The organism is Hymenobacter crusticola, from assembly GCF_002154225.1.
Classification (GTDB): Bacteria; Bacteroidota; Bacteroidia; order Cytophagales; family Hymenobacteraceae; genus Hymenobacter; species Hymenobacter crusticola.
Map to the genome: position 1 here is coordinate 78,202 of NZ_MTSE01000017.1, position 23,187 is coordinate 101,388.

General features: G+C 55.9%; 22 protein-coding genes and 1 tRNA gene. 8 read left to right on the forward strand and 15 right to left on the reverse strand.

What is annotated here, in order from left to right; all coding sequences use genetic code 11:
* Positions 1–31: 31 nt before the first annotated feature.
* A complete protein-coding gene (gene sucC, locus BXP70_RS22345; RefSeq protein WP_086596342.1) occupies positions 32–1,234 on the reverse strand; it encodes an ADP-forming succinate--CoA ligase subunit beta in 1,203 nt (400 codons plus the stop codon).
* A 227-nt stretch (positions 1,235–1,461) separates the two neighbouring features.
* Here sucC and BXP70_RS22350 point away from each other — a divergent pair, with 227 nt between their 5' ends.
* Positions 1,462–2,115: an ABC transporter ATP-binding protein gene (locus BXP70_RS22350; protein ID WP_086596343.1), complete on the forward strand. Its 654-nt coding sequence runs from the start codon at positions 1,462–1,464 to the stop codon at positions 2,113–2,115.
* A gap of 379 nt (positions 2,116–2,494) precedes the next feature.
* Complete coding sequence (locus tag BXP70_RS22355) at positions 2,495–3,307, forward strand: hypothetical protein (RefSeq protein WP_245849717.1); 813 nt, start codon at positions 2,495–2,497, stop codon at positions 3,305–3,307.
* 76 nt (positions 3,308–3,383) lie between these two features.
* On the opposite strand, the gene BXP70_RS22360 is transcribed toward BXP70_RS22355, so the two are convergent.
* Positions 3,384–3,887 (reverse strand): hypothetical protein, encoded by a 504-nt coding sequence (locus tag BXP70_RS22360; RefSeq protein ID WP_143436630.1) that lies wholly within the window; start codon positions 3,885–3,887, stop codon positions 3,384–3,386.
* Positions 3,888–4,195: 308 nt separating this feature from the next.
* On the opposite strand from BXP70_RS22360, the gene BXP70_RS22365 reads away from it, so the two are divergent.
* Positions 4,196–6,115, forward strand: coding sequence for a RecQ family ATP-dependent DNA helicase (locus BXP70_RS22365; protein WP_245849718.1), 1,920 nt, complete (start codon positions 4,196–4,198; stop codon positions 6,113–6,115).
* 60 nt (positions 6,116–6,175) lie between these two features.
* Here the strand turns inward: BXP70_RS22365 and BXP70_RS22370 are convergent, their stop codons facing one another.
* The 7 genes from BXP70_RS22370 to BXP70_RS22400 form a co-directional block, all read right to left on the reverse strand.
* Positions 6,176–6,613, reverse strand: a complete 438-nt coding sequence (locus tag BXP70_RS22370) for an organic hydroperoxide resistance protein (protein ID WP_086596345.1) — start codon at positions 6,611–6,613, stop codon at positions 6,176–6,178.
* Positions 6,614–6,638: 25 nt separating this feature from the next.
* Entirely contained in the window at positions 6,639–7,088 is a 450-nt protein-coding gene (locus tag BXP70_RS22375; protein ID WP_086596346.1) for a MarR family winged helix-turn-helix transcriptional regulator, read from the reverse strand.
* A 166-nt stretch (positions 7,089–7,254) separates the two neighbouring features.
* A complete protein-coding gene (locus BXP70_RS22380; RefSeq protein WP_086596347.1) occupies positions 7,255–7,551 on the reverse strand; it encodes a rhodanese-like domain-containing protein in 297 nt (98 codons plus the stop codon).
* A gap of 76 nt (positions 7,552–7,627) precedes the next feature.
* The gene (locus tag BXP70_RS22385; RefSeq protein WP_143436631.1) at positions 7,628–9,466 is read right to left on the reverse strand and encodes a T9SS type A sorting domain-containing protein; all 1,839 of its coding nucleotides are present in this window, start codon (positions 9,464–9,466) and stop codon (positions 7,628–7,630) included.
* A 193-nt stretch (positions 9,467–9,659) separates the two neighbouring features.
* Complete coding sequence (locus BXP70_RS22390; protein WP_086596349.1) at positions 9,660–10,445, reverse strand: PASTA domain-containing protein; 786 nt, start codon at positions 10,443–10,445, stop codon at positions 9,660–9,662.
* 131 nt (positions 10,446–10,576) lie between these two features.
* Positions 10,577–13,327 carry a D-alanine--D-alanine ligase family protein gene (locus BXP70_RS22395; protein WP_086596350.1) on the reverse strand — a complete coding sequence of 917 codons (2,751 nt, stop codon included), beginning with the start codon at positions 13,325–13,327 and terminating at the stop codon, positions 10,577–10,579.
* 69 nt (positions 13,328–13,396) lie between these two features.
* A complete protein-coding gene (locus BXP70_RS22400; protein ID WP_086596351.1) occupies positions 13,397–14,014 on the reverse strand; it encodes a porin family protein in 618 nt (205 codons plus the stop codon).
* Between the two features lie 177 nt (positions 14,015–14,191).
* On the opposite strand from BXP70_RS22400, the gene BXP70_RS22405 reads away from it, so the two are divergent.
* The gene (locus BXP70_RS22405; protein ID WP_086596352.1) at positions 14,192–15,385 is read left to right on the forward strand and encodes a phosphoglycerate kinase; all 1,194 of its coding nucleotides are present in this window, start codon (positions 14,192–14,194) and stop codon (positions 15,383–15,385) included.
* A 183-nt stretch (positions 15,386–15,568) separates the two neighbouring features.
* On the opposite strand, the gene BXP70_RS22410 is transcribed toward BXP70_RS22405, so the two are convergent.
* The 3 genes from BXP70_RS22410 to BXP70_RS22420 are packed head-to-tail and all read right to left on the reverse strand — an operon-like array spanning position 15,569 to position 17,804.
* On the reverse strand, positions 15,569–15,907 hold the full coding sequence (locus tag BXP70_RS22410; RefSeq protein WP_086596353.1) for a hypothetical protein: 339 nt from the start codon (positions 15,905–15,907) through the stop codon (positions 15,569–15,571).
* 60 nt (positions 15,908–15,967) lie between these two features.
* The gene (locus tag BXP70_RS22415) at positions 15,968–17,173 is read right to left on the reverse strand and encodes a site-2 protease family protein (protein ID WP_245849719.1); all 1,206 of its coding nucleotides are present in this window, start codon (positions 17,171–17,173) and stop codon (positions 15,968–15,970) included.
* Positions 17,148–17,804 (reverse strand): HAD family hydrolase, encoded by a 657-nt coding sequence (locus BXP70_RS22420; protein ID WP_086596355.1) that lies wholly within the window; start codon positions 17,802–17,804, stop codon positions 17,148–17,150. The genes BXP70_RS22415 and BXP70_RS22420 overlap by 26 nt, the downstream gene beginning before the upstream one ends.
* A 183-nt stretch (positions 17,805–17,987) precedes the next feature.
* Here BXP70_RS22420 and BXP70_RS22425 point away from each other — a divergent pair.
* Positions 17,988–18,064: transfer RNA gene (locus BXP70_RS22425), tRNA-Ile, on the forward strand.
* Positions 18,065–18,170: 106 nt separating this feature from the next.
* On the opposite strand, the gene BXP70_RS22430 is transcribed toward BXP70_RS22425, so the two are convergent.
* Positions 18,171–18,551, reverse strand: a complete 381-nt coding sequence (locus BXP70_RS22430; RefSeq protein WP_086596356.1) for a winged helix-turn-helix transcriptional regulator — start codon at positions 18,549–18,551, stop codon at positions 18,171–18,173.
* A gap of 96 nt (positions 18,552–18,647) precedes the next feature.
* Here BXP70_RS22430 and BXP70_RS22435 point away from each other — a divergent pair, with 96 nt between their 5' ends.
* Complete coding sequence (locus tag BXP70_RS22435; RefSeq protein ID WP_086596357.1) at positions 18,648–19,316, forward strand: NAD(P)H-dependent oxidoreductase; 669 nt, start codon at positions 18,648–18,650, stop codon at positions 19,314–19,316.
* 32 nt (positions 19,317–19,348) lie between these two features.
* On the opposite strand, the gene BXP70_RS22440 is transcribed toward BXP70_RS22435, so the two are convergent.
* On the reverse strand, positions 19,349–20,407 hold the full coding sequence (locus tag BXP70_RS22440) for an SDR family oxidoreductase (RefSeq protein WP_086596358.1): 1,059 nt from the start codon (positions 20,405–20,407) through the stop codon (positions 19,349–19,351).
* Between the two features lie 99 nt (positions 20,408–20,506).
* Between BXP70_RS22440 and BXP70_RS22445 the strand changes: the two genes are divergently transcribed.
* On the forward strand, positions 20,507–21,379 hold the full coding sequence (locus BXP70_RS22445; protein ID WP_086596359.1) for a helix-turn-helix domain-containing protein: 873 nt from the start codon (positions 20,507–20,509) through the stop codon (positions 21,377–21,379).
* Positions 21,380–21,641: 262 nt separating this feature from the next.
* Entirely contained in the window at positions 21,642–21,863 is a 222-nt protein-coding gene (locus tag BXP70_RS22450) for a hypothetical protein (RefSeq protein WP_086596360.1), read from the forward strand.
* A gap of 65 nt (positions 21,864–21,928) precedes the next feature.
* On the opposite strand, the gene BXP70_RS22455 is transcribed toward BXP70_RS22450, so the two are convergent.
* The coding region (locus BXP70_RS22455) for a phosphate acyltransferase (RefSeq protein WP_262490759.1) at positions 21,929–23,187 on the reverse strand (1,259 nt) is incomplete at its 5' end.

A 23,187-nucleotide genomic window follows, 5' to 3' on the forward strand; every position in this document is an offset into this window, starting at 1 on the left:
GGGCTTTTTTGCGGAGCTAGCTTTGGGCAGACTAAGCCGTTTGGCCAGCTAATACTTCTTTCACTTTCTGGGCGGCGTCTTTCAACAGCACCGCCGAGAATACTTTCAGACCTGATTCGTCGATGATGCGGGCGCCTTCTTCAGCGTTGGTGCCTTGAAGACGCACGATGATCGGTACTTTGATGTCGCCAATGTTCTTGTAGGCTTCTACCACACCGTTGGCAACCCGGTCGCAACGCACGATACCCCCGAAGATGTTGATCAGGATGGCCTTCACGTTCGGGTCTTTCAGGATGATGCGGAAACCGGCTTCTACGGTTTGAGCGTTGGCTCCACCTCCTACGTCGAGGAAGTTGGCCGGCTCACCACCGCTCAGCTTGATGATGTCCATGGTCGCCATAGCTAGACCCGCACCATTTACCATGCAGCCCACGTTGCCGTCGAGCTTCACGTAGTTCAGGTGCGACTCCGAAGCTTCTACTTCCAAGGGGTCTTCCTCGTTAGTGTCGCGCAGATCGGCAAATGCTTTATGACGATACAAGGCGTTGTCGTCGAGGTTTACTTTGGCGTCAACGGCTAGGATCTTGTTGTCCGACGTCTTCAACACGGGGTTGATTTCGAACATGGCCGAGTCAGTTTCGTCGTAGGCCTTATAAAGAGCCGTCACGAACTTCACCATCTCTTTGAAGGCCTCCCCCGACAAACCTAGGTTGAAGGCAATCTTGCGGGCCTGAAACGCTTGCAGGCCTACGCGTGGGTCTACATGCTCGCGGTGGATTTTCTCAGGATGCGCCTCGGCTACTTCCTCGATGTCCATGCCACCCTCGGTGGTGTAGATGATAACGTTCTGACCCGTTGCGCGGTCGAGCAGCACGCTCATGTAGTACTCTTTCGTTTCCGATTCGCCGGGATAGTACACGTCTTGGGCTACCAAGATTTTGTGCACTTTACGACCCTCGGGTCCCGTCTGCTTGGTTACGAGCTGCATGCCGATGATCTGGCCGGCAATGTCTTTTACTTGCTCCAGGTTTTTTGCCAGCTTCACGCCGCCCCCTTTGCCGCGGCCACCGGCGTGGATTTGGGCTTTAATTACGTGCCAGCTCGTGCCGGTTTCCTCCGTCAAGCGCTTAGCAGCTGCTACGGCTTCTTCTGGCGTGTCGGCCACGATGCCTTCTTGCACCCGGACGCCGTAGCTTTTTAAAATTTCTTTACCCTGATACTCGTGAATGTTCATAGGGGGTCAATCAGTGGAAAGTGGTAACTAGGCACGAAAGTAGGTAATAATAACGGAGCACGGAAGTGTAAAAATGGGGTCGGAGTTTGGCTAGGTTGCGACCCTAATGGTCGTGCGAACGTAAGGATTAGCACGTCAGCCCGACAATTATCCCGCAACTACTACCCCCACAACCATCTACAATCCGTAGATTTGTCTCGTCCCGCTCATTCAACTTTGACCTACCTTTGCTGCAGGCCATCAACATTCGTAAGCGCTATAACACGCTGGAAGTACTCAAAGGCATCGACCTGACTATTGAAAAGTCGGAAATCGTTTCCATTGTTGGTTCGTCAGGCGCCGGCAAAAGCACGCTGCTGCACATCCTCGGCACGCTCGACAATCCCGATTCGGGGGAGGTGCTCTTTGATGGAGAATCGGTGAGCTCACTCAAGCGCTCCGACCTAGCCCGGTTCCGTAACCGTCATATTGGGTTCATCTTTCAGTTTCACAACCTACTGCCCGAGTTTACGGCCCTCGAGAACGTGTGCTTGCCAGCGTATTTAGCAGGACGGTCGGAGAAGGAAACCCGCGTGCGGGCCCGTGAACTGCTCGGTATGCTTAACCTAGAGCGCCGCGCCGACCACAAGCCCAGTGAGATGAGCGGGGGCGAGCAACAACGCACGGCTGTAGCGCGCGCCCTCATCAACTCGCCCGAAATCATCTTCGCCGACGAACCTAGTGGCAACCTCGATTCGCAGAATGCGCAGGAACTACACCAGATTTTCTTCTTGCTGCGCAAAGAACTAGGGCAGACATTCGTGATTGTCACCCACAACGATCAGCTGGCCGAAATGGCCGACCGCAAAATCATTATGAAGGACGGCTACATTTCAGAGTAACCTGTTGAAACGAAATGCGTTAATAAGCCTGCCAGGATCTCGGTTCTGGCAGGCTTATTCTTTTTCGGAACGCGTCCGAAATGGCAACGGACCGGCGCTGTGGCCGACTGCTTGGGTGCGCAACCTGGCGGTCGGCTGTTGTTTTTCTAAAGCTTTGCTTGCTAACTGACTACTTGATAAAGGCAACTAAATCAATTTTTTGAAGAGAACAGCACTTTTAAGATGTTTGTCTAAGGAATTTAGTAAGTTTGTTTTTGTATAGATTTATAAACGACTGATTATCAGAGATAAAATTTACTAAAAAAGGCATGGATTTTTGCACCTTTCAAGAGTATCTTTAGTTCTATATCTGAACATCACAACGTACTACAGGACACTTATGGAAACCGCCATGAACGAAGCTATTAAAACCACCAAGGAGCCAGCTCGCAAGAACAAAGTTGAGAGCTACGACATCTCCCGTTCCGACGAGACGCTGCACTTGGCTACGGACCTAGCCAAGTTCATCAAGGACAACAAGCTCTCGACGACGGTGCAGGGCAAAGAGTTTGTGAACGTGGAAGGCTGGCAGTACGCCGGCTCGCGCCTCGGCATCGTGCCGATCGTTGACCACGTCATCAACGTCAGCACCGAAACGGAGTTGAAGTACCAGGCTAAGGTGACGCTATTTGACCTGCGCTCAGGTCACACAGTAGGAGCCGGTTTTGCCGTGTGCTCGAATAAAGAGAACGGCAAGAAGTTCTACCAAGAGTTTGCCATCATGAGCATGGCGCAAACGCGTGCTATCGGTAAGGCATATCGCAACATCCTCGCTTGGATCATCCGAGCAGCAGGTTACGAGCCCACGCCAGCCGAAGAGATGGATTATGCAGGCAATACTACTGAGGTAAAGCCAGCATTAGTAGTTGCGCCCGAAGCCGCACCAGTGACGGTAGCCGCCGAAGCTCCTGCCCCTATGAAGGCAGTGCCTGCTGAAGCTGCTCCGGTTGAAACGCCTGCCGTTACGTACGCCACGGCTTCGCAAAAGGAAGAGATTATCCGTTTGTTAAACCATCCGGTGATTACGCGCCAGGAGAAGACCAAGATGCTCTTGAACATCAACCGTCTGGACGAGGAGCGTGCTACGCAAGCCATTGCTAAGCTGCGCAAAGCCATCGACGACCGTGAGAACGGCGAATCGGCTGCCGCATAAGTTGCCATTCATCATACTACCTAAAAAGCCCGGTTCTATCCAGAACCGGGCTTTTCTTTTACCCTATTGCTTGGCCTTACCACATCTTACCACCTAGGTGCATGATCCGGTTCTTCAACACAGACATAATCTGGTCGAGGCCGCCCGAAGATGTGAGCATCCCAGGTGGTTGAAAGTTGACAGAGCTTAGCCATTCGTACGCCGAGGCCATGTCCTCGAAAACTGCCACGACAGGCTTGGTGATTTCTTCGAGGGCGGCTTCCGCTTCATTCTGCACGTCTAGGTTTGGCGATAATATCCACGCCATGTACTCTATGCCCACCAGCTTCATATAGGGCAGTAACTCTGTCGCCAGCCAGGGTACTACGTCGGGGGTAGCTTTGGTGAGGTCGGTGTTGTCATTCAGAATGCGTTTGTACCGCCTTGCTACTAGGCACAGCACAATTTGGAGACAACTCTTGCGGAGCCGATCTAGGTCTAATTCGCCATGCCAGTTTAAATAAAGCCAGTCGTTACTAGAGTCATAATAGGCGCTAACGTTTGGAGTCGTAAGCAATAATTTTAAGTCGGGGGTTGACATGTAGCAAAAGGAGGGGATAGACGACAAAGCCGATGTGAGTAAAAAATGCCGAGCGGATTTACTTACCTCACTGTGAAAGAGTAATGGATAGAATACCTGCTGAATTACTAAATATTAAGCCAATTATATATTGATTCGGTGAACAAGGAGTAAGATCCCTCGAAAAAGCAGTTAGTGGCGTTGAACCCCTAGGTGGCCTAGGTCGGCTTCAGGGTGTTGAAGCCGACTGCTAGCATCCGTGAAGCTTGCTTATCCACTTTCCTGGGCCTTGGTATTATCTTCGTGGTTCCGCTACTGCTTTTCTGCCTGTGCCTGCGCCGACCGATGATATTCTACACCTGCTCCGCCAACATTGGGGACACGCGGCATTTCGTCCGTTGCAAGAAGATATTATCCGTTCGGTATTAGCGGGAAAGGACACACTCGCCTTATTGCCGACGGGAGGAGGAAAAAGTGTCTGTTTTCAAGTGCCCGCTTTGGCCCGCGATGGTATTTGTGTGGTAGTGTCGCCACTGATTGCGCTCATGAAAGATCAGGTGGAGCGCCTACGCAGCCGCGATATTCGCGCCGAGGCCATTTACGCGGGGATGAGCCACCAAGAAATCGACCAAACACTCGACAATTGCGTGTACGGTCCGGTCAAGTTCCTGTATGTATCGCCCGAGCGCCTGCTCACCGATCTATTTCGGGCCCGTGTGGCCCGGATGCGCGTTAACCTGTTGGCCATCGACGAAGCGCACTGCTTATCTCAGTGGGGATATGACTTCCGGCCACCGTACTTGCAAATTGCCGCTTTGCGCGAACTGCTGCCCACGGTACCCGTCATTGCCCTAACGGCCACAGCTACAACCCAGGTGAAGCAGGACATTGTCGAGAAGCTGGCTTTCCGGCCCGGCAGTCAGGTTTTTCAGCAGAGCTTTGCCCGCCCCAATCTTTCTTACTCGGTTTTTCAAACGGAAGATAAGCTGCGGCGCTTGCTGGAGATTGTTCGCGGCGTTGGGCCAGGAAAAACCAGCATTGTGTACGCCCGCACGCGGCGGCAGACCGAGGACGCCGCGGCTTTCTTACAGCAGCATCAGCTGCCCGCCGCCGCTTACCACGCAGGCTTGCCCGCCGAGCAGCGTCACCGTACCCAGCAGGACTGGATGCAAGACCGCACGCGCATTATAGTTGCGACCAACGCGTTTGGGATGGGCATCGACAAACCCGACGTGCGCTTAGTTGTGCACCTCGATGCGCCCGATAACTTAGAAGCATATTATCAGGAAGCGGGCCGCGCTGGGCGCGACGAGAAATACGCCTTCGCTGTGCTGCTCACTGGACCGAATGATGCCGATGACCTACGGCGCCGCACCGAGCTAGCGTACCCTCCGCTCGACACGGTGCGGCGCGTCTACCAGGCGCTGGCTAATTTCTCCCGCACAGCCGTAGGAGGAGGAGAGCTGGTAGCGTTTGATTTTGACATTCAGCAATTTGCCGAAACATATCGTCTTAAGGCCGTGGATGCGCACAACGCTCTTCGGACGCTAGAGCGGGAAGGGTTTGCCCAGGTAAATGAAGCCGTGAACAATCCGGCTCGCGTGCACATTCCCATCGATCACAATGATCTGTACCGCTTTCAGGTAGCCAATGCCCAGCACGATAAGCTGATTAAAGCCCTGCTTCGGCTTAACGGTGGAGAAATCTTCACCAGCTTCCAGCGTATCTCGGAGAACAGCCTAGCTCAGTACTTACGCCTGAGCGTGGTGGACGTGCGCAAAATGCTACTATTCCTGCACCGCTCGGGTATCATTCAGTATCAGCCGAAGCACGACTCGCCCCAGGCCCTGTTTACCACGCCCCGCTACGACGCCGATAAGCTGCCACTCGACCAGAAGCACCTGCGGGAAATGCGGGCCCTGGCGCAGCAAAAAGCGGCCGCTGTGGTGCGCTATGCCGCGGGTGGGCGCTGTCGTCAGCAACTGCTGCTTGAGTACTTCGGCGAGCTGGATGCTCCCGTATGCAAGGTGTGCGACTACTGCCTGGAGCAAAAAAAGCAGCAAAATGTAACAGGTGCCTCGCCGGCCTTGCGCCAGCAGCTATTGCAGTTAGTACGCACCACGCCGCAGACGCCCCGCCAGGTGGTGAGTCAGTTTGCCCCGGCCCAAGCAAGCACCGTTACAGAACTCTTGCGAGAACTCATAGATCGGGGCGAGTTGCGCTACGCCGCCGATGGGAAGTTGACGTAAAACCAACAAGGCCAACCATCGCTGGGATGGTTGGCCTTGTTGGTTTGCACTCTAGGTTACTTAAGCAGGGTTGGTAGTAGTGCTCAGCGTAACCTCGATGTTGCCGCGGGTAGCACGCGAATATGGGCAGATGCCGTGCGCAGCTTCTACAAGCTGTTCTGCTTGCGTCTGCTCGATGTTCGGAATGTTGACGTGCAGGTCCGCAGAAATACCGTAGCCGCCATCTTCGGCCTTGCCGAAGCCAATGAAGGCTTCTACCGTTACGTCTTCCAGCTTCACTTTTGCCTGCCGGGCTGCTACACCTAGGGCGCCTTCGAAGCAGGCTGCGTAGCCGGCAGCAAATAACTGCTCGGGATTTGTAGCGCCCGCTTTGCCAGGGCCGCCCATCTCTTTCGGAGTGCTAAGTGCTACGTCTAGCACATTGTTGGCAGTGGTAACATGACCATCGCGGCCGCCTTTGGCAAGCGCTTGTGCGGTGAACACCTTTTCAATTTTCATGGCGAAAAGTAGGGGAAAGTAAAAATTAGCGCAGCACCGTCAGCAACTGCTGAAGCTGCGTGCGCAGGGTTTCAAATTCGGTAGGGGAGAGCTGAAGCTTTTCCAGCAGATGTACCGGAATGCTACAAGCTTGCGCTTGGAGCTCGTGGCCGGTGGGGAGTAAGGTAATAATCACCGACCGCTCATCGCGTGGGTCGCGGCGACGGCTAAGCCACTGGCGTTGTTCCATCCGCTTAAGCAAGGGTGTAAGGGTGCCCGAATCGAGCAATAGCTTCTCACCTAGCTCTTTCACCGTGAGCTCCCGATGCTCCCAAAGAAGCATCAGCACAAGGTATTGCGGGTAGGTGATATCCAAGGCCTGCAAATACGGCTGGTACGCCTTCGTAAACATGCGCGACAACGCGTAAAGTGGAAAACACAGCTGGTTATCCAGTTTCAGGAGTTCGTTGGCGTTGTTGGCAGCAGGCGTATTCATAATCTTCGTGAGCAAAGATAGGTATGTTTTGCAAGATTTAGTTGTATACAATTTAATGGCTTAAAATAATTCCGTAAGTCGTTGATTGACAAAAATAAAAAGCTCACAAAAAAGCCCGGTCACTAACAATTAAGTAGTGACCGGGCGCTGAAGGGGAGTCGAAGGATTATTGCTGATACGCAGAGAAGCCGCCGATTAAGTTGCGTACGTTGGTGAAACCTTGCTGTGCTAAGAAGGCTTTGGCCGAAGCAGAGCGCCCACCACCTTTGCAGTGTACAATCACTTCTTGGCCTTTTAGCTCCTCTAGGTCATCTAGCTTTTCGCCTAAAGAACCTAGGGGAATATTCTGGCTGCCTTCGATGCGGCCTTCAGCGTTTTCCCACGGCTCGCGTACGTCAATAATCGTTAGTTGCTCACCAGCTTGTTGGCGCTGTTTGAGTTCAGCAGGAGTAATATCGGGCATGGAATGATGGAAAGAAAAGGAGCGTTAAGTACGCAATTTCGTAAAAAATGAAAGAAGGAAGCGTTTCTTCTCTGCCTTATTCCGCCAAGATCAATCGTTTGGTTACGAGCAAGCCATTTGGGAGCGTTAGCTGGATAACATACACGCCAGCTGGTAAAGCACTTAGATCTAAGCTTTTTTGCCCAGCTTGAGCAGTGGGCTGTACCCAAGCCGTCCGCCCCACAGCATCGAGCACCGTAGCGCGCCGGTAAGTGCCCTGCACGTGCACTAGGCCGGCGCTCGGGTTAGGGTACACGCTAAAAGTGGCGGCTGTAGCCGGATCTGCCGTTCCTGTCACGATGCTGTTGGTGAGAACCGGACGCATCATAATAGCCCCTTGCAATGTAGACGCCGACCAGTTGTTGCTGGTAGCCGTAACGGGTCCTTGCGAAATGAGCGTGTAGTTGGCCGGAACAGTGCTGTTGTAGTCCAGCCCAGCTTGAAGAAAGTTGCCGCTAGCTGCGTAGCCAATATAGAACGAGCCGCTTACGGGCACGGGAGCAGGAAAATTGACATCTACGTAGTTAGCTGGCGGCGACGCGGGCACGGTGTACGCTTGGGTGGCCTTGGCTACTCCCGAGGGCTTGCCATCCTTTTCATCCCAAATGCCAATGGTGAGCACGCGGCTGGTCGCCGTGGGTGAAGGCAGCATGTATAGGCGTAAGCCTTTCACCTGATCGGCCTTGTTAAGATCGAAGCGGTAGACCAGATAGCTGAGAGCACTGTTCGTGGCCATGGCTTCGGGCGTGCCATCGTCGTAGGCGTAGTAATCCGTTAGCTCGGTGATACGGCTGATCGTATCGTTGGGCAGCGTCTGAGGATTGGATTCGTTGGTGAGCAGGGTAATGGTGTGCCGCACGCGCTTGCCCGCGTCGGAAATAGGCAAGGGAATGCTGCGCACGCTGCCTGCCACGGCGAACTGCTGCTGGCTAGGTTGCAGGGAAGAGGTGCCATTCAGATACGTGGCGGCCGCTCCGCCTAGTAGCACTTGCAGCGTGCCCGTCCAGGTAACGGGGGTGTTGGCCGGGCCTACGTCGAAGTTGTTGATTGTCGTAGCGGTGTTGTCATTCAGCTCGTTGGCCGGCGAAGAACTTGCGTTGTATTGCCACACTGGCATGGCCGTGTACCGCTTTAGCAAGCTGGAAAGCGGGGCGCTAGTAGCAATGTCGCGGTAAGAATTACTGGTGCCCGATCGGTCGCGGTTCAGGTACACGTAGTCGATGCTCCAAGCGTCGTTGGTATTGGCCTGGTTGCCGGACGAGTGAAAGCGGAACTGAAAAGCTCCGTGTAAGTAGCGGCTGTCCGTCACTGGGATAAGCTGCTGCTGAAATGCTGTTTGTACCCTGGTGCTCCGTTCAATCCAGACCTGACGCCAGATGCCCGTATTATCCAGGAAATCCAGCGACAAGTATACGGGGCGGCTACTGGTGTTTAGGGAAGGCGCCCCGACAACGCTGCCCGCCTGCCAGAAAAAGCTCAGGTACACCTGGGCACTAGCTGCAAGGCCACCTAGGTTGATGGGCTGCGAGGTGAGCGTATCAGTATCGCTAACGGCCGAACCATAAGGCTGGCCGTCTGCTTTGAGGCCGTCGAACGTGGCGACGCCCCGGGAAGGTGGCGCCACCGGGAAGCGGTTGTTGACCAGCGTGCCGCCCCGCGCGAGCCATACCTGCGTGTTGGGTTGCCCCTCGCGTCCCGAGAAATCATCAAACACAGGCAGACCAAGGGCCGCCGCGCGCGTACGAATCTCACGACTAGCAGTTGGCGCAGTCCGACCCGGATCAGCGGTCAACGGCGTTACTGTTTGTGCTTGGCTAAGCAGCGGCAACAGGAAAAGGAGGCAGAAAACGCGGTGTAGTCGTTTGGAATAGCGCATAAATTGGTGGTTGAATAGCTGAGCTTGTACGACGGCCGCGGAACCTGTGTCTTTGGCCCTTAAGCCTAACCGCAGAGAGGTACGATTTAGTATGGCACCTAGGTTCGCAAAACGCAATTTCAGCAAAGAAGCCGTGCGAGTAGCACGGCTTCTAATGAGCTAAGATTAACAGGAAAGCAGAGTATTAGATTACTTAGCGCACGGGCTTAACCGGCTCCTGGCCAGCTATCCATAAGTCGACTAGTTGCCCCATGCGGATGGTGGCGCCGGGGCCTGCCGTGGGACGCTGTTTCACAACGGTACCGTCCGTTTGTCCTTCTTCAGCTGCCTGGTAAAAAATCTCGCCTACTTGCAAGCCTTGACCCACCAGCAGTGTGGTCGCTTCGTCGGCCGGCATGTTTACCACATTCGGCACCGGAAACTCCTGGTTGCCTAGGCCGTCGCCCACCTCTAAGTCGACGCGGGTGCCTTTGGCAATTGGAGCGCCAGGAGCTATTTCTTTGCCATCAACGAGTTGGCGAAGCACCTGATTTTGCCGCAGATCGGGCACTTTTATTAGCTTGCCTAGTGCTAGCCCATAGCTTTCCAGGATCATGTAAGCCGTTTTCTCGGTGCCTTCCGTGAGATTCGGCATCTTAATCACTGGTGGGCGTTTCATGCTTACCGAGATGTAGATTTTGCGGTCTTCCTTCACCCGCTCGCCCGGTGCGGGGTCCTGCGTGAGTACCGTAAAAGGCTGTATGCGAGGGTTATAGCTGGAGTCATCTACGAAATAGCGTAGATCATGTTCATCCAGATAGTTTTCCAAGGCTTCGAGCCGCATCCCGGTTATTTTCGGTACGACAATGGTTTCGCCGTGGTGCGTGGTAATAGGCAAGTAGACAAAGAAGAAGGCAAATAACAGCAGCGCCCCCACCACCAGCATCACCAGCAGGTGCTTCACAACGTCGAAGGGGGTGTCTGATTTAAGAAAGGCCATTTTTTAGGAAGGAGCTAGAAGCTGGGAATACGGAGCTAGAAGGCGAAATTAGCGCTAAAAGCTAGATTGTCGAGAAGCAGAGCTAGGACTAAGCTCCCTTCCTTAATAAGGGAAGGGAGCCTAGCTTTCGTCTAGCTTTTCGTTTCTAGCTGCAAGCGGTTGGTGCGCTCTTTCCCAAACTCCAGAATCCGGTCGATGAAGTCGTAGGGCGTGTAGCCGTTGAGAGCAGTTTGGTGGAAGATGCAAGTAGCTGGCGTCATGCCGGGCAAGGAGTTTACCTCGATGATGATGACCTCCACCGCACCCGTTTCGCGCACCCGCACAAAGGCGTCAATACGGGCATAGCCCTGGATGTTTAGCACCTCGGCCACGCGGCGCAGTTCCTGCTTCACTTCCTCTGATATACGCTGCCGCTCCTGCACGTCGGGGGCGTAGCGGGCAGGGGTGATGTTCTGCCCTTCCCCGGCCAAAAACTTTTCTTCCAGGCTCAGCACTTCGCCCGTCGCCAGCGCCTCCGACGCCTCGAACACTTCTACATCGTAGGTGCCATCGGGGCGCCAGTGGGTGAGCAGGCCGCCGGTGATTTCGAGGAAGTGCTTGGCGCCGTCGCGCTCAATCAGGGTCTCAACCAAGAACGCGTCCTTTTGGGGAAATTCTTCTTTGAAACCTAGGTGTAGCGTTTCCGCAGCCGTTGTTTCTAGGTCTTCCTGGTCGCGGAACATGAGGCGGCAAAAAGCTTCCAACTCCGTCCGATTCTTAATTTTTTTCACGGCCGATGAGCAGCCATCGTCGGCGGGCTTGGCAATGAAAGGGTACGCAAACTGCGTTTCGAGGCTGCGGTAGAAACTTTCGGCATCGGCTTCCCACTCCAGGCGGTTAGCCATGCGGTGCTCTGCTACGCGCAGGCCCGCTTCGCGCAGGTGCTTGTTCGTCTCGAACTTATTGATGGTGACGCTGCTTGATGCTACGCCCGAGCCATTGTAGGGTAGCCCGTATTGCTCCAGCTCCCGCTGCAACGCGCCATCTTCGCCGGGGCGGCCATGTAGGGCGATGAACACCTCATCCACCATTTCGGCTAACTCTGCAAACGAGATACGACGGGGCTGGGCCGTGGGCTGGCCAGCGTAGGTGCTGGTAATTGGCTCGGCTTCGCGGCGGATGCGTTGCAGGATAGGATGCAGATCGTGGCCGGCTTCGGCGTACTCGATCTTCTCGCGAATATCGTCGGCGTTATCCTTGAGCATCACGTTGATGGGGAGTACGTAGAGCTTATGCTCTTGGGCCGAACCCGTTAGGAATACCGGCACCGGCTCGTACTTCACCGACGAGCTAAGCTTCTCGTAAATGTTGCGCCCGCTCTCCACCGAAATGTGGCGCTCCGAGGAGTAACCGCCCATAATCACGGCTACTTTGGTGCGTTGTTTTTCTTCTTGCTGACGCGAAGCTACGGTCGCGTCGAGTTGCTGCAACAGCGAAGCTAGCTTCACCGGCCGCATGCCTGCCCGGCGCCGCGCCGCCAACGACGTACGAATCAGGTAAGTGAGAAACTGCGAGGGGTTCAGCCCAATTTCCGCCGCTTGGTGGAAGAAGAACGAGGCCGGCAGCATGCCCGATGTGGTGTTTGGGTCGTTGAGGAACAACTGGTTGTCTTTGCCCAAAAAGCCGTCTAGGCGTGCGTACACCTGGAAGCCAAACGTGGTAAACATCTCCTGGCAAGCCTCCCGGATGCGCTGAATCTCCGCTTCTGGCAAGTCAATCGGGGTTATTTTGCGGCTTAGGCCGGGCAAGTATTTCGAGCGGTAGTCGAACAACTCGTCTCCTTTCACAATTTCGGTGGGCGGCAAAGCGAGGGGCTCCCCGTTCGGGTCTTCCACCACGATGCACGAGAACTCGCGGCCTGCCACAAAGCTCTCTACCAATACCTGTGTCTCGCCATCCACGTTGGTCAGGCGCACGGCTTCTACCGTCTGAAAAAGCTCGTTAAGCTTGTTGAGCAGCACCTCCGGGTGGTAGATGATACCGGCTTGCCCGGTAGTAGCTAGCTCAGTATCAGGAGTTAGCTGGTCACTGGTTACGGCTAGCTGCACCGGCAAGCCGATACCCTCGCGAATATCAGTAAGCTGTTGTAGCCAAGCAAGTTGGCCGTGCGCACCTATGTCTTGCCATTCGGTGCGGCTCATGGTTTTACGGAACAGGCTGCGCTCTATTGCTGCCGTGAACTTGGTTACATCTTGCTCGCGCAGAATACTCACGCCGATGCTAGAACCCTGGCGCGGCGCCTTGAATACGAGCGGCAATCCTAGCTCCCGCACTAGGTAGGCGAGGGTCGCTTCGGGGCTAGCGGCGTCCCACTCCGCCGCAGTTATCACTCGGAAATCGGGCGTAGGGCGTCCCAGCGCTTTCAGCAGCTTTTTCTGGGCAATCTTATCAATGCCAAACGCCGAAGGGAGAATGCCAGAGCCAGAGAAGGGGATGCCGTACCATTCGAGCACGCCCTGAATGGCGCCGTCTTCGCCGCCGGGGCCGTGCAAAGCTAGGAACGCAAAGTCCATCAGTGAGGCTAGCTCATGGGGCAATACGCGCCGGCCTACCTCGCCGATGATCTGGTCTTGCTCGGCCACGCTCAGCTCGCCCAGGCTTTCTAGGTACACTTGCAGCTTATGCTCAGAAGCCGGCAGCGCCGATACCGGCGGGTAAAAGTCACGGATGGTGCCCTTGTAGATGTATTGCCAGTCGAGCTGGATAAAGTTGCCGAGGCTGTCCACGAAGATCGGGACGGCCTGAAACAGCGACTTGTCGAGGTTGTCGTATACGGTGCGGCCGCCCGCGAAGGAGATTTCCCGCTCGCGCGACGGGCCGCCGAAGAAGATGCCTATTTTCATATGGAACGCAAAGGTAGCCGAATTTCGAGCGGCTCGGCGCTGCCGATTAATCGCTCGCCCTCTAACAGCTTAGTTCGCTGAAACGTTACTTTTTGTCTGGAACAGATAGCCTAGCTGCGCCTGAAACACGGAGTTTCGAGCGCCCCCGCCGTTGTAGACGTCGGTAACATCGCCCGCATACCGCACCGTCAGGCTCAGGCCGACCGGTATTTCGTACCCTAGCCCAGCGGCATAGCCGAGCTGTAGGCTATTATAATCGCGCCGTGCGGGGTGCTGGAAGAGCGGGTTATCGTTGGTATCACTGACGCTCACTAAGTAGCTGAGCTGCGGGCCGGCTTCGAAGGTGAGGCCCTGAAGGTTAATTTTTGCCAAAATTGGTAAATCCAGGTAGTTGCGGCGGTATTTATAGATAGCACGGCCGCCTAGAGACGTTAAGCCATACTTATCGGTGCTGCCTTTGGCCGAGTAGAGCAGCTCAGACTGGATGTTCCAGAAGTTGCTTGGGCCGAAAGAGTAGCGTGCCATTACGCCGACGTTGACGCCTGCTAGGCGGTCGGGGCCCACGACGTTTTTGATTCGGAAGTTGGCGTAGTTGAGGCCGCCTTTTACGCCGAAGCGTAATTGTTGACCGAGTGCCATGTGCGCCATGAGCAACGCGTAAAGCAGACAAAAACCTTCACGTTTCATGAAAACAGCCAGTTGGCTATGTTTGTCGTCTAAGGAGTTATAACGGGTAGTAAAGGTAAAAAGCCAACGCTAGTCGCTACCTAACCTGAGGCACTTGCTTTTTGTATCCTACCAAAAAAAGGCGAACTACGCGCCATAACGCCGTATACAGACTTCCTTCAACCCATTTTCGATTCCATGAGAACCCTCGATCAGTACAACTTCGCCGGCAAAAGAGCCGTGGTACGCGTGGATTTCAACGTGCCCCTCGACGAGGAGCTGCGTATCACCGACTACACCCGCATTCACGCCGCGACGCCCACCATCAAGAAAATTCTGACTGACGGCGGCAGCGTAGTGCTGCTCTCGCACCTAGGTCGGCCGAAGGGCGGACCCGATAAGAAAAACTCGTTGCGCAACCTCGTGTTGGCGCTGCAACACGAATACGGGCAGGAAGTGAAGTTCGGTGGCGATGTGATTGGTGAGGAAGCCACAGCTGCTGCCGCCGCGCTCAAGCCCGGCGAAATCCTGTTGCTCGACAACGTGCGCTTCCACCCCGAAGAAGAGAAAGGGGATCCGGCTTTTGCTGAAAAGCTAGCCAAGCTCGGCGACGTATACGTGAACGATGCGTTTGGGGCAGCCCACCGTAGCCACGCTTCCACGGCGGTTATTGCGCAATATTTTGCTCCCGAAAACCGCGTAGCGGGCTACGTGATGCAAAATGAGCTGGAAAACGCTCACCGCGTGCTAGCCAACGCCGACCGGCCCTTCACTGCCATCATGGGCGGCGCTAAGATTTCGGATAAGATCCTGATCATTGAGAAGTTGCTCGATAAAGTGGACAACCTGCTCATCGGCGGTGGTATGGCGTACACCTTCGCCGTGGCCCAGGGCGGCACCATCGGCAATTCGCTGCTGGAAGCCGATAAGGTAGACTTAGCCAAGGAGTTGATTCAGAAGGCGAAGGATAAAGGTGTGAATTTGGTGCTACCAGTGGACAGCGTTATTGCCAACCGATTTGCGAATGATGCCGACGTAGATATTGCCGGTAACCTCGATATTCCCGCTACCTGGATGGGCCTCGACATCGGACCAGAGTCGCGTGAAATGTTCGCCGCTATCATCCGTGAGTCAAAAACCATTCTGTGGAATGGCCCAATGGGGGTGTTTGAGATGTCGAACTTCTCGGTAGGCACAGAGTTCGTAGCCCGCGCCATCGCGGAGGCTACCCAAAACGGCGCCTTCTCGCTTATCGGCGGTGGCGACTCAGCCGCGGCAGTGAACCAGCTAGGGTACACCAGCAAAGTATCATACATCTCGACCGGTGGCGGCGCGCTGCTGGAGTATATGGAAGGCAAAACCTTGCCTGGCGTAGCAGCACTGGAAGGCTAGAAAAGCTAGTTATAGCGGGGTGCTACACTAGTAGTGACTCCAGCTTCTATAGATGCACAGCTCCTCAGCGGACGACACCTAGGTCAGGTGTGGTTCGCTGGGGAGCTGTCGTTTTTACTGATTATCGCTGCCAACAGAGCACCCTGCTGAGGCTAGGTTTGCTCGGGGTAGCGTGCAGTTCTTTTACACTGGGAGGCCATCTTCGCCATCGGGGCGGCTGTACAGGCTAATCCAGACGAGCTGACGGAAGAAGTTGAATGTGGTACACTCGGCGGGGTCTTCCGGAGTGGCCTTACCGCGGGCGTGGCGCGTGAACAGCTCACGTGCTTCGTGGTCGGCGAGCAAGATGAGGCTACGCAAATAGGTGACTTCCGGCTTCGGCAATTCTCCTAGCTCCAGCAGGTCGTCGCAGGTAGTGGCTTCGTTGATATCACGATGGCTAAGACCCGCGCCGAGCATGCTGTTGGCAATGCGGGCGGCTAGCTCCCAGCGGTATTCGGGCGTGTTGCAGTCAGTAGGCATACGAACAGAAAGAAGAACTTAAAGCAAACAAACCAACCTGTGTACGCAACCTAGCCGCTTTTAGCCGAACGGCGACGGGCTAAAACACAGTACGAAGATGGCCAGCATCACCCAACCGAGCACCTTGCGGCCGGTGCTCAACGGGCGTTCATCGGGAGCGGGAGGATGAAAAATACCCGTTACGCGGCCTAGCAGCAACCCAAATACGAGCCAGCCAGGATTCCCCTGAATACCCGGAATGGCAACCGCAACAGCTAGTTGCGCTGCCCATACGCCCAGGGCAAGTAACAAACCTCGTTGCGGCGTTGGCAAGGCCCGCTGGAACACCAGGAATAAGTAGAGCAAATACGGCACGCTCCAGTACAGCCACGTGTCGCGGCCACTGTGAAAAGTAAACAGCCCGAGGCCCGCGTAAAAGATGAAAACAATGAATAGACCCAACGAAATTCGGTTGAAGCGCCGATAGCCGAGCAATCCATACAGAATATGCCCCCCGTCGAGCTGCCCGATGGGAAGTAAGTTGAGCGCAGTGAAGAACAAGGCCATCAGCCCGGCCATCAGCACCGGATAGTGCATGAGCTCGTTCGGATGAGGAAGACGGGCCGGATCCGCTAGCCACGCTTCTAACAAACGGTAGATGAGCGGCCTAGCTAGGGCTAGTGCGTCGCCGCCGCGGTACACATATTGCGCGTACTGTGCCCCGTAGAAACGGTAGCCCGGATGAATCTGGAAGAGATAATCCAGGGGTGGCAAATGCGTAAAGCCGTAGATGAGCACCGGCACTGCCACCAAGAAGCCTGCTAATGGGCCAGCCAAGCCAATATCAAAGAACTCCTTGCGCGAGAAAATACGGTCCTTGATGCGGATAACTGCCCCAAACGTACCAATCGTGTTAAAGACGCCCGTGAAAAACGGAATATAGAATGGCAGCGTAGCCCGCACCTGGTAGTGGCGCGCCGTAAAGTAGTGGCCAAACTCATGCACCGTCAGCACCCCCAGGAATGGCACCGAAAACCACAGCCCGCTGAGCATCTCTGCCTCGGAAAGCTGAACGGTAAAGGGCCATGCGCTAACCTGTCCAAAGAAAGTCTTTCCCGTTATCCACTCTGCCCCCGCTAGCGTAGTGGTGCCGAGCGTGATGATAAACAAGAATAAATGCAAGGCATAGGTACGCCAGCGAGGCGCAGGAGCAGGTTCAGGTAAAAAAAAGCTGGCGTCGTCAGAGGTGAATTCTGACGCCTCAGGAAGTGGTAGGGGAGAAGGCACGGATGGCGGCGGGAAGAGCTTCGGTAAGCGTAAGGGGTGGGGCTAAGAACAGCGTGTGCAGCCCTAGGCCACGAGCCGTCTCGATGTGTTGAATACTGTCTTCAATGAAAAGAGTTTCCTCCGCTTTCCAGTTCATTTCGCGCAATACGTGCCGAAAAATCTCCTCGCCAGGTTTGCGCAAGCCTACTTCCTGGGAGTAGAACACCCGGTCGAGGGCATCGGCAATACCGTGCTCAAAGCCGTACTGCGTCTGCAGTTGCTGATTGATGACGTTGATGTGCATATGATTCGTATTGCTGAGCAATGCCGTTTCGTGACCTAGCTCTCGCAACTCCGCAATGAGGGCAAGGCGTTCGGCGGGTACATCCAATAGCATAGCATTCCAGGCGGCATCCAGTTGATCGTCGGTAGCTTGCAGACCGTAGCCGCTGCGCAAACCGGTCCGAAACTGCTCGCTCGTCAGCTTGCCCGTTTCGAGCAAGTCAAAGAGTTCGGCTTGTGCTGCTTGTGTGAAGCCAATGGTATTGCCTTCGCCACTGAGTAACTGCATGGCATCCAGAGTGCGTTGGTAATCGATGTTGATAATAACACCACCGAAGTCGAAAAGCAGGTTAGGAAGCTTTTTGGGCATGAAGTAATTCGTTGAATAGGTAAATAACTGAGTGGTCAACTGATCAGATTGCTAAATCAAAGTTCGCAACGATCAACAGCTAGCCAATTAACCACTCAGCCATTTAACCATTTAGTTGGAAATTCGCCGACAAACTTCGTAGTTTGCAGCGCCGAAACCAACCACCTAGGTCAGTTTTGCGCCGGGCCCATAGCTCAATCGGTTAGAGCAACTGACTCATAATCAGTAGGTCCTTGGTTCGATTCCAAGTGGGCCCACCAAAACCCCTTCTACAGTATGTAGAAGGGGTTTTTTGTTTTTTGCCCGCAGCAATGCCCGCAAGTGAGCTGGTATTTTGGACAAATAAGAAGATAAGCATCTAGTATTCTACTGCTTATCTGTCAACGTCATTTCGGCGGCTTGCCGGTGAGCATTGCCCCAGACTTCCAGGCTCTGCCAGGTAGGGGCTAGGGCCTGGCCGCTGGCCGTCAGGGCGTACTCAACGCGCGGAGGCACTTCGGCAAAGACGGTGCGGGAAATCAATCCGTCCTGCTCAAGCTCCCGTAGCTGCAAGGTCAGCATGCGGTCGGTGATGTGGGGCAGCGTCCGCTTCAACTCGCTGAAGCGCAGCGTATGCGATTCCAGCTTACGCAGGATGAGCAGTTTCCAGCGGCCGCCCAGCAGGTTCAGGGCGTAATTGATGCCGCAGAAATCGCCGAGGACTTCGCGGTTACGGTTGTTGGTCGAGGTTTCTTTGCGGGCGGCCATTACTTCCTTTTTTGTGTGTACCTCACAACTGGCTGCTAACTAGCATTTGGGGTAGGAACAAAAGTAGTTTTGCCGACCTAAAAAGCTACTAACCCAATGAACGTCCTTCTTGTTTTTGCCCATCCCGAACCTCAGAGTTTTAATGGCGCGCTGCTACGCACGGCCGTTGCTGCACTCGAAGCGGCAGGGCACACCGTACAGCTGTCGGACCTGTATGCCCAGTCGTTCGAGCCCGTTTCGGACCGCCGCAATTTTACCGCCGCCCACGACGCGGCCTATTTCAAACAGCAGGCCGAAGAGCTGTACGCGACGAAGCATCAGGGCTTTGCGGGCGATATAGAAGCGGAGCTGCAAAAGCTAGCTTGGTGTGATGTCATGATTTGGCAGTTCCCGCTTTGGTGGTTCAGCGTGCCGGCCGTGCTCAAGGGTTGGGTCGACCGGGTGTTTGCCATGGGCCGGGCCTACGGGAGCGGCCACATTTACGAAACTGGTTTTTTTCGGGGGAAACGGGCGCTGCTCTCGCTCACTACCGGTGGCCCCGCAGGGGCTTACCAGCCTGGCGGTTTGCAGGGCGATGTGGCTGGTATTCTGCGGCCTATTCACCGGGGCATGTTGCAGTTTACGGGCTTCACGGTGCTGGCGCCCCACGTCGTGTACGGACCCGCCCGGCAGTCGGACGAAGAGCGGGAGGCGGTGCTGGCGGCCTGGGCGGCCCGCTTGATAGACCTAGCCCACGAGGCTCCGTTCGAAGTAGGTACTTATTAAGAAGGCGCCCCTTGCTAACGGGTGAGCGTCTGTTAAGGAATAACCTTGCGCCGGCGCAAGTCCTCAAAAATGTCCGTAAACATGGCCTCGGTGTCGACAAACTCATGGAAGCCGAAGCGGCGGGCTTTCGAACCATCGGCAAACAGGTCGTAGTCCCAGGAAAAGACAAAGTCGGCGAAGCTCCAGCAGGAAACTTCCTGGTAGGTGTGCGGCGCTAGGTTGTATTTGGCCACTATTGTTTGCCAGAGCGGCTCCTTATCAGCCATCACTACGCTGAGCGGTAAGGGGAGGGGCGGCGCTACTTCCAGCTCAAAAAAGCGGGCCAGCAGCGGCCACATCTCGTTCCAGCGGAATAGGTCGCCATTGTTGATGTTGAAGGCTTGGTTGGCGCAGCGCGAGTCGGTGGCGGCCCACACGGTGGCCCGCGCTAGTAGGCCAGCATCGGTCATTTCTAGCAGCTTATCGTACGCCCCCGGCTTGCCCGGAAACCGCAACGGCAGCCCCAGCTCCTTGGACATTGATGCGTACACGGCGATGGCCATAGCTAGGTTCATCGGGTTGCCGAGGGCAAAACCGCCTACCACCGAGGGGCGCAGCGCCGACCAGCTCCACGCCTTGCCCACTTGGCGTTGCGTCAAAAAGCGCTGCTGGTCCACGTTAAATTCGGGCGGCATGTGGTCGGCGTCGGTTTCGCGGGCCGGCGTTTTGAAAGGACCTAGGTGCGCACCGTACACTTTGTAGCCCTGCATCAGGTTGATGTGCTGTAGCCCAGTCGCGACTGGCTCCACGGCCTCTACCACGTTAACGAGCATGGCTAGGTTCGGCGGCACCAACTCGGCCCAGGTGGGGCGGTCTTGGTAAGCAGCGTAGAACAGATGCGTGACGTGCGTCAGGTCGTGGAGGTTGGCTTGGCAATCGGCGGGGTCGAGCAGGTCCACGGCTAGGTGCCGGACGCGGCCGCTGGCTTCGCCCCCGCGCCGGGATAAGCCAATGACTTCCCAATCATCAAGCGTCGCTAGGTGGTCGATAAGGTTGCGGCCGATGATGCCCTGGCCCCCCACGACGAGGGCTACTTTACGATTCGTTTTCATGTGTTTCGAGGGCCTAAGCTAGCCCGGTGAGTTCGGCAGCAAAGGTCTTGGCCGGGCCAAAGTGGTACCTTGTAGAACTTTGAGATAATCCGGTAAAAAATGAGGATGGAGGTCTTTTCGCAGGTGTGTCCGTTTTTCGTGAGCGTGTTGGAGGCCGACGAGTGGCGCTATCCCCTGCACCGGCATACACACTACGAGCTGATTTACATCCTCCACGGCGCGGGCACTCACCACCTCAACGGGCAGCACTACCCTTACCAAGCCGACGACCTATTCTTGTGCAGCCCCCGCGACGCGCATCGCTTCGACATTGCCCAGTCCACCCGCTTCTGTATCATCAAGCTGAACCTCTCGTTTTTGCTGGCGGCCAACGACACGTTTGCCCTGGTGCAGCCCCTATTGGAGGCCGACGCTGCCCCGGCCCCTTTCGCTTTCGATGCGGCCACTCGCGCTTATCTGCGTAGCCAAGTAGAGTTTTGCATGCGTGAGTTTGAGCAGCGGCAGTTTCTGTACGCCAATACCATTCACGCCAGCGTCCTGAGCATTTTGGTGCTGCTGGCTAGGGTGCGTCGTCAGCAGCAGGCATATCCTAGCCAACTCGCCGCGTCGGCTGATAACTTGGTGCCCGCCATCATTCACTACTTGCACGCTCATTTGCGGGAGCCCGCCGCGCTGGCCGTGGAGGTCGTGGCTGCGCACTTTCATCTTAGCCCAAGCTATATCGGGCAGTATTTTCGCCGCCACACGGGCCAGACGCTCAAGACGTTCATCCAGAAAAGCCGCATCCGGGCCATTCAGCTACAGTTGGAGTTTAGCGACAAAACGGTGTCGCAACTGGCCTTTGAGTATGGCTACACCGACGAAAGCCACCTGACAAAAGCCTTCCGGGCCCAACTCGCCGAAACCCCCAGCCAGTACCGCGCCCACCGCAGACCGTCGCAGCCGGTGGAAACTAGCGATAAAGGCAAATAAGCAGGATGGCCGGAGCTTACGTTCGCAATGGTGCGCCCCGATAGTACGCTCGCCCCGCCCTCCATGACCTCGTTCAACCACTACGCCTACGGGGCCATCGGCGACTGACTCTACACCACCGTGGCGGGCCTCGACGCAGCGGCGCCCGGCACTACCAGCGGTGGTGCGCCCGCAGCTAGGCGGCCTCACCCGGGCTGAGGCGCAGCTCGAAACCAACTATAGGCCCACCCGCGTGAGCTAGCAGCTCGCCCTCGACGTAACAGTGCCACCCAACGCAACGGCCACCGTGTACATGCCAGCCAGGAGCCCTGACCAGGTACGCGAAGGAAACCCGCTGCTAACCGCCGCCAAAGGTGTGCAAACGGATACGCCCCAAGCCGGCTACGTTCCCGTTCGTGTTGGCTCGGGGCACTACCACTTCACGGCCCCCGCACCCGTTACCGTTCGCTCTAGCGTAGGCCGCCGCATCAACAGGTTTATGTAAACTGGCCCTCACCAGGGCAAAATACGGGTTGTCAGAAAGTGTTTACTTAACCTGTTCTGGTATTGCTATTTCTGAGCGTTCTGGGCATCAATGACGGCAATAGCAGTCATGTTCACGATTTCGCGCACCGAAGCCCCGATCTGGAGGATGTGCACGGGCTTGCGCATGCCCATCAAGATCGGTCCTACGACTTCCGCGCCGCCAATTTCCTGGAGCACTTTGTAGGCAATGTTGCCCGACTCTACATTGGGGAAAATCAGCGTGTTAGCACCGGCGTCGGCTAGGCGGCTGAAGGGATATTGCTCGCGCAACAAGTCGCGGTTGAGTGCCGTGTTGGCCTGCATCTCGCCGTCGAGCAAGAGGTCGGGGTAGCGCTGCTGGGCTAGGTCAGTGGCGCGGCGCATCTTCTCCGGCAACTCACCCACGTTGGAGCCGAAGTTGGAGTAGCTGATCATTGCTACCCGGGGCTCAATGCCGAAGGCGCGCACGCTGCGCGCCGTCAGCCCCACAATATCCACCAGATCTTCGGCCGTGGGGTTGATGTTTACGGTGGTATCGGCGAAGAAGAACGGGCCTTTCTTGTGCAGAATCAGGTACATACTCGCTACCCGTTGTAGTCCAGGTTCGGCCCCAATGACGCGCAAAGCTGGCGAAATGCTCTTGCTGTAATCCTTGGCCAAGCCCGTGATAAAGGCGTCCGCCTGGCCCGTTTCGAGCATCAAGGCGCCGTAGTAGTCCCGTTCGCGCAATAGGCGCTGCGCTTCGTAGAGCGTGACGCCCTTGCGTTGCCGCTTTTGGAATAAGTGTTCCGCAAAGGCTTGGCGTTGCTCGTTTTGTTGCAGAATGTCAATGACTTCGCACCCGGCTAGGTCGAGATTATTTGCCTGAGCCAAGGCGGCTACTTTCTCTTTGTTGCCGAGCAGAATGGGGTGGGCAATGCCTTCTTCCACCAAAATTTGGGCGGCTTTGAGAATCTTGTAGTTGTCGCCCTCCGCAAAAACGACCCGCTTGGGGCTGGCCTTAGCGCCCGAGGTGATGCGGTTCAAAATTTTCTGGTTGACACCTAGGCGGGCGCGCAGTTCCTCGTCGTAGGCTAGCCAGTCGGTGATGGGGCGCCGCGCGACGCCGCTTTCCATGGCTGCCCGTGCCACGGCCGGACTGATGCTCAGAATCAGGCGCGGGTCGAGGGGCTTGGGAATGAGGTAGGTGCGGCCAAAAGCGAGGGTGTTGTCGCCGTAGGCGTTGTTCACGAGGTCGGGCACGGTGTCCTTGGCTAGCTCGGCCAGCGCGTGCACGGCGGCTAGCTTCATGGCCTCGTTGATTT